Below are 6,788 nucleotides of genomic sequence, written 5' to 3'. Positions count from 1 at the left end.
ATGATCGGCGTCTTCGCGGCCGCCGACGTCTTCCTCTTCTACGTGTTCTTCGAGGGGCGGCGGCCCCGCGCGTTTCCGCCGGGTCCCGGTCCGTCGTGACCGTCCGCCCCCGGTACGGTCAGCCCTCGGTGACCGGTACGCGGAGCCGGCGGGTGAGTGCGGCGCGACGGGCATACTCGGCGGGGTCCGCCGGATAGCCGACCTCCACCAGGGTCAGCCCGTGCGCCGGCGCCACGCTGACCTCACTGGCCCGTTCCCGGCGGGTCAGCAGGCCGGCCGGCCAGTCGACGGTCCGGCGGCCGTCCCCGGCGACCAGCATCGCGCCGACCAGGCTGCGCACCATGTTCTGGCAGAACGCGTCGGCCTGCACCGTGGCGACCAGGATCCCGTCCGCGTCCCGCCGCCAGTCCAGCCGGGTCACCTCGCGCAGCGTGGTGGCGTTCTCCTTGCGCCGGCAGTACGCGGCGAAGTCGTGCTCCCCCACCAGGCCGGCCGCCGCGGCGTTCAGCGCCGCCACATCGAGCGGCTTCGGCCAGGCCAGGGTGTCCTTCCGGCGCAGCGGCTCGGCGCCCCACGGGGCGTCGGTGACCCGGTACTCGTAGCGGCGGAAGGTGGCCGAGAAGCGGGCGTCGAAGTCGGCCGCCACCTCCGTCATCGCGCGGACCCGCACGTCGGCCGGGAGCAGCCGGGCCAGCCGGCGCAGCAGCTTCCCCTCGTGCTGCCGCCACACCTCGGTCGGCAGGTCGAGGTGGCAGACCTGGCCGGTGGCGTGCACGCCGGCGTCGGTCCGGCCGGCCACGGTCAGCCCGGTCGCGGTGCCCACTCCGAGGACCAGGTCCAGCGCCTCGACGAGGACCCCGGCGACGGTACGCCGGGTGGGCTGGGCGGCCCAGCCGGAGAAGTCGGTGCCGTCGTACGAGACGTCCAGCCGCAGCCGGGTCCGCTCGTCCACCTCGTACCTCCCGTTGACGGCGTCGGGCCCGGCACCCCTCACGGGTGCCGGGCCCGAACGAGGCCCGTGATCAGGCCTTGTTGTTCTCCTCGGTGGCGAGGTCGCTGTCCTCGCGCGCCTGAGCGGTGTCGCCGGAGTCCGAGAGCGGCGGCTCGGAGTCCTGGTCGGCCGGGGCCGACGCCGGGGTCTCCTCGGCCGGGGCCAGGGCCTCGACCTTGTCCTGCTGCGCGGCCTTGCGGGCGGCGGTCTTCTTGTTCGCCTTCGGCTCGGCGACCTGAAGCTCCTCCACCAGCTCGATGATCGCCATCGGAGCGGCGTCACCCTTGCGCGGGCCGGTCTTCACGATCCGGGTGTAGCCACCGTTGCGGTTGGCGTACCGGGGCGCGATCTGGTCGAACAGGGCGTAGACCACGTCCTTGTCCTTGACGACGCCCAGCACCCGACGCCGCGAGGCGAGGTCGCCCCGCTTGGCCTTGGTGATGAGCTGCTCGGCCAGCGGACGCAGCCGCCGGGCCTTCGTCTCGGTGGTCTGGATCTTGCCGTGCTGGAACAGCGCAGTGGCCAGGTTGGCCAGCATCAGCCGCTCGTGCGCGGGGCTGCCGCCGAGGCGGGGGCCCTTGGTGGGCGTGGGCATGCTTGGTGCTCCTCAGGTGTGGCGGCAGCGCGGACTAGAGCTGCTCGGTCTCGCGGTAGTCGTCGGTGTCGTAGTCGGCCTCGCCGAAGGCGTCCACGACGTGCGCCGGGTCGAAGTTCGGAGCCGAGTCCTTCAGCCCCAGGCCCATCCCGGCGAGCTTCATCTTGACCTCGTCGATCGACTTCTGCCCGAAGTTGCGGATGTCGAGGAGGTCGGCCTCGGTACGCCCGATCAGCTCACCAACGGAGTTGATGCCCTCGCGCTTGAGGCAGTTGTAGGAGCGGACGGTGAGGTCCAGCTCCTCGATCGGCAGAGCCAGGTCCGCCGCCAGCTGGGCGTCCTGCGGGGACGGCCCGATGTCGATGCCCTCGGCGGTCTCGTCCAGCTCCCGGGCCAGCCCGAACAGCTCCACCAGCGTCGAGCCGGCCGAGGCCAGCGCGGTGCGCGGGCCCATCGACGGCTTGGTCTCGACGTCGATGATCAGCCGGTCGAAGTCAGTCCGCTGCTCGACGCGGGTCGCCTCGACGCGGTACGTCACCTTGAGCACCGGCGAGTAGATCGAGTCAACCGGGATCCGGCCGATCTCGGCGCCCGCCTGCTTGTTCTGCGCCGCCGTGACGTAGCCCCGACCCCGCTCGACGGTCAGCTCCATGTCGAGCCGGCCCTTGCCGTTCAGGGTGGCGAGCTTCAGGTCCGGGTTGTGCACCGAGACACCGGCCGGAGGCTGGATGTCGCCGGCGGTCACGTCGCCCGGGCCCTGCTTGCGCAGGTACATGCTGACCGGCTCGTCGTGCTCGGAGCTGACGCAGAGCTCCTTGATGTTCATGACGAGCTCGACCACGTCCTCCTTGACCCCGGGGATCGTGGTGAACTCGTGCAGCACGCCGTCGATCTTGATCGAGGTGACGGCCGCACCCGGGATGGACGACAGCAGCGTACGCCGCAGCGAGTTGCCCAGGGTGTAGCCGAAGCCCGGCTCCAGCGGCTCGATGGTGAACCGGGACCGGGTCTCGTTGATCGACTCCTCGGAGAGGGTCGGTCGCTGGCTGATGAGCATCTTTTCTCTTCTCTTCCGGGGCGCCCGCCATATGACGCCCACGACACAAACTGTTCCGGTGGCCCGCCCCGGGGGCGGGCCACCGCAACGAGCCCTTACTTCGAGTAGAGCTCGACGATCAGCTGCTCCTGGACCTGGGTGTCGATCACCTGGCGGGCCGGGAGCGAGTGCACGAGGATCTTCAGCTGGCTCGGGATGGCCTCCAGCCACGCCGGGACGGTCCGCGAGCCGGCCTCACCCTGCGCCACCAGGAACGGGGTGAGTTCCTTGCTCTTCGCACGCACCTCGATGATGTCGTGCTCCTTGACCCGGTACGACGGGATGTCGACCTTCTTGCCGTTCACCGTGAAGTGACCGTGCTTGACCAGCTGACGGGCCATGTCCCGGGACTTGGCGTAGCCGGCCCGGTAGACCACGTTGTCCAGCCGCGACTCGAGGATCTGCAGGAGGACCTCACCGGTCTTGCCCGGCTTGGCCACCGCCTCCTCGTAGTAGCCGTGGAACTGCTTCTCCAGCACGCCGTAGACCCGGCGAGCCTTCTGCTTCTCGCGGAGCTGGAGCAGGTACTCCGTCTCCTTGGTGCGGCCGCGGCCGTGCTGCCCGGGCGGGAACGGCCGGGACTCGAACGGGCACTTCGGGCCATCGCACTTGCTGCCCTTGAGGAACAGCTTCATCTTCTCCCGCCGGCAACGGCGGCAGTCAGCACCGGTGTAACGAGCCATCTCTCTCTAACCTCTCAGACCCGGCGACGCTTCGGCGGACGGCATCCGTTGTGCGGCTGCGGGGTGACGTCGGAGATCTGGCCGACCTCGAGGCCCACGGCCTGCAGCGAGCGGATGGCGGTCTCCCGGCCCGAGCCGGGGCCCTTGACGAACACGTCGACCTTGCGCATGCCGTGCTCCATGGCCCGACGCGCGGCGGCCTCGGCGGCCAGCTGCGCGGCGAACGGGGTCGACTTGCGGGAGCCCTTGAAGCCCACCTGGCCCGCGGAGGCCCAGGAGATGACCGCACCGGTCGGGTCCGTGATGGACACGATGGTGTTGTTGAAGGTGCTCTTGATGTGCGCCTGCCCGTGGGCGACGTTCTTGCGTTCCTTGCGCCGGACCTTCTTGACGGCGGCTCCGGCACGAGCCTTCGGTGGCATGAGTCTGTGCGCTCCTAATTACTTCTTGCCGGGCTTCTTCTTGCCGGCCACGGTCCGCTTCGGGCCCTTGCGGGTGCGGGCGTTGGTCCGCGTCCGCTGGCCACGCACGGGGAGACCACGGCGGTGCCGGATACCGGCGTAGCAGCCGATCTCGACCTTGCGGCGGATGTCAGCGGCGACCTCGCGGCGCAGGTCGCCTTCAACCTTGTAGTTGGCCTCGATGTGGTCGCGGAGCTGCACCAGCTCCTCGTCCGTGAGGTCGCGAGCGCGCTTGTCCGGCGAGATGCCGGTGGCGGCCAGGGTCTCGAGGGCACGGGTACGGCCGACCCCGAAAATGTAGGTGAGCGCGATCTCCATCCGCTTCTCGCGGGGGAGATCCACGCCGACTAGACGTGCCATGTGCGGGCGTACTCCTCGTGATGTTGTGGCGGAGGTGTGGACCCGTCCCACCCCGCTACCGACCGTCCCTGTCCTTCCGGCGCGATCAGCGCCGGCGACCGGGATCGGTCGCTGCCCGAGCGGGCCCCGGCCTCCGACCGGGGGTCAACCACGAGGTACGCACTGCGTGCGGCCCGCGGCTGGGACGAGCTGGTGATGTGTTCGTCGGGATCTGCGACCCGGGCCGGTTCAGCCCTGGCGCTGCTTGTGGCGCGGGTCCTGGCAGATCACCATGACCCGGCCGTGCCGGCGGATCACCCGGCACTTGTTGCAGATCCTCTTGACGCTCGGCTTGACCTTCACGGTTGCCTTACTTCCCATCTGGCCCGGAGACGCGACGATGCGCGACGCCGGACGTCGAAGACGGACACGGGACGTCCCCGGCCGTCGTCAGGCTTACTTGTAGCGGTAGACGATGCGCCCGCGGGTCAGGTCGTACGGCGAGAGTTCGACGACGACCCGGTCCTCCGGCAGGATGCGGATGTAGTGCTGCCGCATCTTGCCGCTGATGTGAGCCAGCACCTTGTGGCCGTTCGCGAGCTCCACCCGGAACATGGCGTTCGGCAGAGGCTCGATGACCCGACCCTCGATCTCGATGGCTCCGTCTTTTTTCGGCATGTCCTCCGCTGTCCTGACGTCGGTTACTCCGGACGGCCCACAACGTCTTACACGGGTGAACTGATCAAGATCAGGAAACCCGCGCCAGCCGCGGCTCCGACACCCACCGAAGCGCGAGGTGGGCATGCAGGAGTGGACGCTGTGCGCCGATCAGAAAGTGTACGCCCGCCTGCACGCTGTCGCCAAACCGGCCGCGCATCTGGCGACCAGGCGGAGGAAATTCGTCAAGCCTCGCCGACCTGCTGTGACCCTGGCCACACGAGCGGGGCGTCGCCTACCGGTCCTCCGCGTCCCGGGCCCGCCGGCGGGCCTCCCGGCGGGCCCGGCGGTACTCCCGGCGCTCCGCCTCGCGCCGCGGCTCGCCGGTGGCCAGGCCGCGCACGGTACGCATCAGCAGCACCGCACCCCACGGGACGAGCGGCCAGACCGGCCAGTAGAACAGCACCTTCCCGGAACTGAGACAGGAGACCAGCCAGATCGCGGTCAGGATCCCCGCCACATTCAGCCAGGGCAGCCAGGCCCGGATCAGCCACCGGCTCGAGCCGGCGCCGGGCGCGTCGCCGGACACCACGGCTGGTTCATGCGCCGGCTGCCGTGGCACGACAGCCGACTGCTCGGCCGGCGCGGGCCCGGGCAGGTCCGCCACCACCGCGTCCAGCTCGCCGTACGTCTTCGCCCCGTAGGCCCGGCCCAGTCGTTCGTCGTACTCGTGCAGGCCGAGCCGGCCCTCCTCCAGCGCCACCCGGAGCCGCTCGGCCGTGGCCGCGCGGTCGGCGTCGGCCGCCCGCATCCCGTTACGCCCGTCCATGTCGGCAAGCATGCCACCGGCGGGCCACTGCGGTGATGCCCATTCTCCCGGTCCGGCGCGGACAGCGACGAGCGGGACGGCGAGTGCCGATCGGGCCGGAAGTTCCCACCGCCGCCGCCGGCGTCCCCGTCACCACCGCCCGGCGGTGATTCGTCTACGACATCAAGTCTGGAGCGACCCGGAAGGCGTGCCTCGGCCGGCGCTGCGGCATGCGGCCGAGTCTCGCCGCCGGCGGAGAACTCCGCCGCCGGCCGCGCCCGGCCGGTCAGACGGCCGGGGAGTCCGCCGGCTGGCGGGAGGTGACCAGGTCACCGAGCCGGGCCCGGCCGCCGTCCTCGGCGGTCAGCACCCACACCCCGTCGTTCATCAGCGCCATCGAGTGCTCGACGTGCACCGCCATCGACCCGTCCCGGGTCACCACCGTCCAGCCGTCGGCCAGCTCGACGGTACGCGGCGAACCCATCGTGATCATCGGCTCGATGGCCAGCGCCATGCCCGGCACCAGCCGGGGGCCCTTACCCGGGCGGCCGTGGTTGAGCACGTGCGGGTCCTGGTGCATCTCGGTGCCGATGCCGTGCCCGCCGTACCCGTCGACGATGCCGTACCGGCCGCCCTTGCGGACCGCGTGCTCCACCGCGTGGGAGATGTCGGTGAGGCGGCCCTTTCCGCTCGCCGCGCCACGGGCGGCGGCGGCGATCCCGGCCCACATGGCGTCCTCGGCGACCGCGGCCATCTTCAGCAGGGCGGGGTCGGTCTCGCCGACCCCCACGGTGATGGCGGCGTCGCCGTGCCATCCGTTCAGCACCGCGCCGCAGTCGATGGAGACCAGGTCGCCCTCGCGGAGCACCTGCTTCGACGACGGGATGGCGTGCACCACCTGCTCGTTGACCGAGGAGCAGATCGACGCCGGGTAACCGTGGTAGCCCTTGAACGACGGGGCCGCGCCGGCCTCGCGGATGGTGGACTCGGCGATCGCGTCCAGGTCGGCGGTGCTCACGCCGGGGGCGATGGCCTCCCGCATCAGTCGCAGCGCGCGGGCGACCACCAGACCGGCGGCCCGCATCAGCTCGATCTGGTCGGGGGTCTTCAGCTGGATGTCCAGCTGGGGACGACGCATGGGAGGCGTTACCTTTCGTT

The 6,788-nt window shown here is 70.8% G+C and carries 10 protein-coding genes; all 10 read right to left on the bottom strand.

All coding sequences use genetic code 11. From position 1 onward, the window contains the following. Nucleotides 1-118: 118 nt before the first annotated feature. The 10 genes from truA to map all read right to left on the bottom strand — a co-directional run bounded on the left by truA (nt 119) and on the right by map (nt 6,768). Nucleotides 119-952, bottom strand: coding sequence for a tRNA pseudouridine(38-40) synthase TruA (gene truA / locus ABZ570_RS26695; RefSeq protein WP_358069157.1), 834 nt, complete (start codon nt 950-952; stop codon nt 119-121). Between the two features lie 70 nt (nt 953-1,022). Next, a complete protein-coding gene (gene rplQ, locus ABZ570_RS26690) occupies nt 1,023-1,586 on the bottom strand; it encodes a 50S ribosomal protein L17 (protein WP_358069154.1) in 564 nt (187 codons plus the stop codon). A gap of 34 nt (nt 1,587-1,620) precedes the next feature. Continuing rightward, nucleotides 1,621-2,643: a DNA-directed RNA polymerase subunit alpha gene (locus tag ABZ570_RS26685; RefSeq protein ID WP_013735931.1), complete on the bottom strand. Its 1,023-nt coding sequence runs from the start codon at nt 2,641-2,643 to the stop codon at nt 1,621-1,623. A 95-nt stretch (nt 2,644-2,738) separates the two neighbouring features. Continuing rightward, nucleotides 2,739-3,365 carry a 30S ribosomal protein S4 gene (gene rpsD, locus ABZ570_RS26680; RefSeq protein WP_089005227.1) on the bottom strand — a complete coding sequence of 209 codons (627 nt, stop codon included), beginning with the start codon at nt 3,363-3,365 and terminating at the stop codon, nt 2,739-2,741. A 14-nt stretch (nt 3,366-3,379) separates the two neighbouring features. Continuing rightward, nucleotides 3,380-3,787 (bottom strand): 30S ribosomal protein S11, encoded by a 408-nt coding sequence (gene rpsK / locus ABZ570_RS26675; protein ID WP_007073011.1) that lies wholly within the window; start codon nt 3,785-3,787, stop codon nt 3,380-3,382. 18 nt (nt 3,788-3,805) lie between these two features. Continuing rightward, nucleotides 3,806-4,186 carry a 30S ribosomal protein S13 gene (rpsM, locus tag ABZ570_RS26670; protein WP_007073012.1) on the bottom strand — a complete coding sequence of 127 codons (381 nt, stop codon included), beginning with the start codon at nt 4,184-4,186 and terminating at the stop codon, nt 3,806-3,808. Nucleotides 4,187-4,414: 228 nt separating this feature from the next. Next, nucleotides 4,415-4,528, bottom strand: coding sequence for a 50S ribosomal protein L36 (gene rpmJ, locus ABZ570_RS26665; RefSeq protein ID WP_073834917.1), 114 nt, complete (start codon nt 4,526-4,528; stop codon nt 4,415-4,417). A gap of 93 nt (nt 4,529-4,621) precedes the next feature. After that, nucleotides 4,622-4,843 (bottom strand): translation initiation factor IF-1, encoded by a 222-nt coding sequence (infA, locus tag ABZ570_RS26660; protein WP_007073013.1) that lies wholly within the window; start codon nt 4,841-4,843, stop codon nt 4,622-4,624. 274 nt (nt 4,844-5,117) lie between these two features. Next, nucleotides 5,118-5,651 carry a DUF1707 domain-containing protein gene (locus ABZ570_RS26655; protein WP_358069149.1) on the bottom strand — a complete coding sequence of 178 codons (534 nt, stop codon included), beginning with the start codon at nt 5,649-5,651 and terminating at the stop codon, nt 5,118-5,120. A 265-nt stretch (nt 5,652-5,916) separates the two neighbouring features. Further along, entirely contained in the window at nt 5,917-6,768 is an 852-nt protein-coding gene (map, locus tag ABZ570_RS26650; RefSeq protein WP_358069146.1) for a type I methionyl aminopeptidase, read from the bottom strand. Nucleotides 6,769-6,788 lie beyond the last annotated feature (20 nt).

This window comes from Micromonospora sp. NPDC007271, assembly GCF_040634005.1.
Lineage (GTDB): Bacteria > Actinomycetota > Actinomycetes > Mycobacteriales > Micromonosporaceae > Micromonospora.
This window is presented reverse-complemented; position numbering and strand designations above follow the sequence as displayed.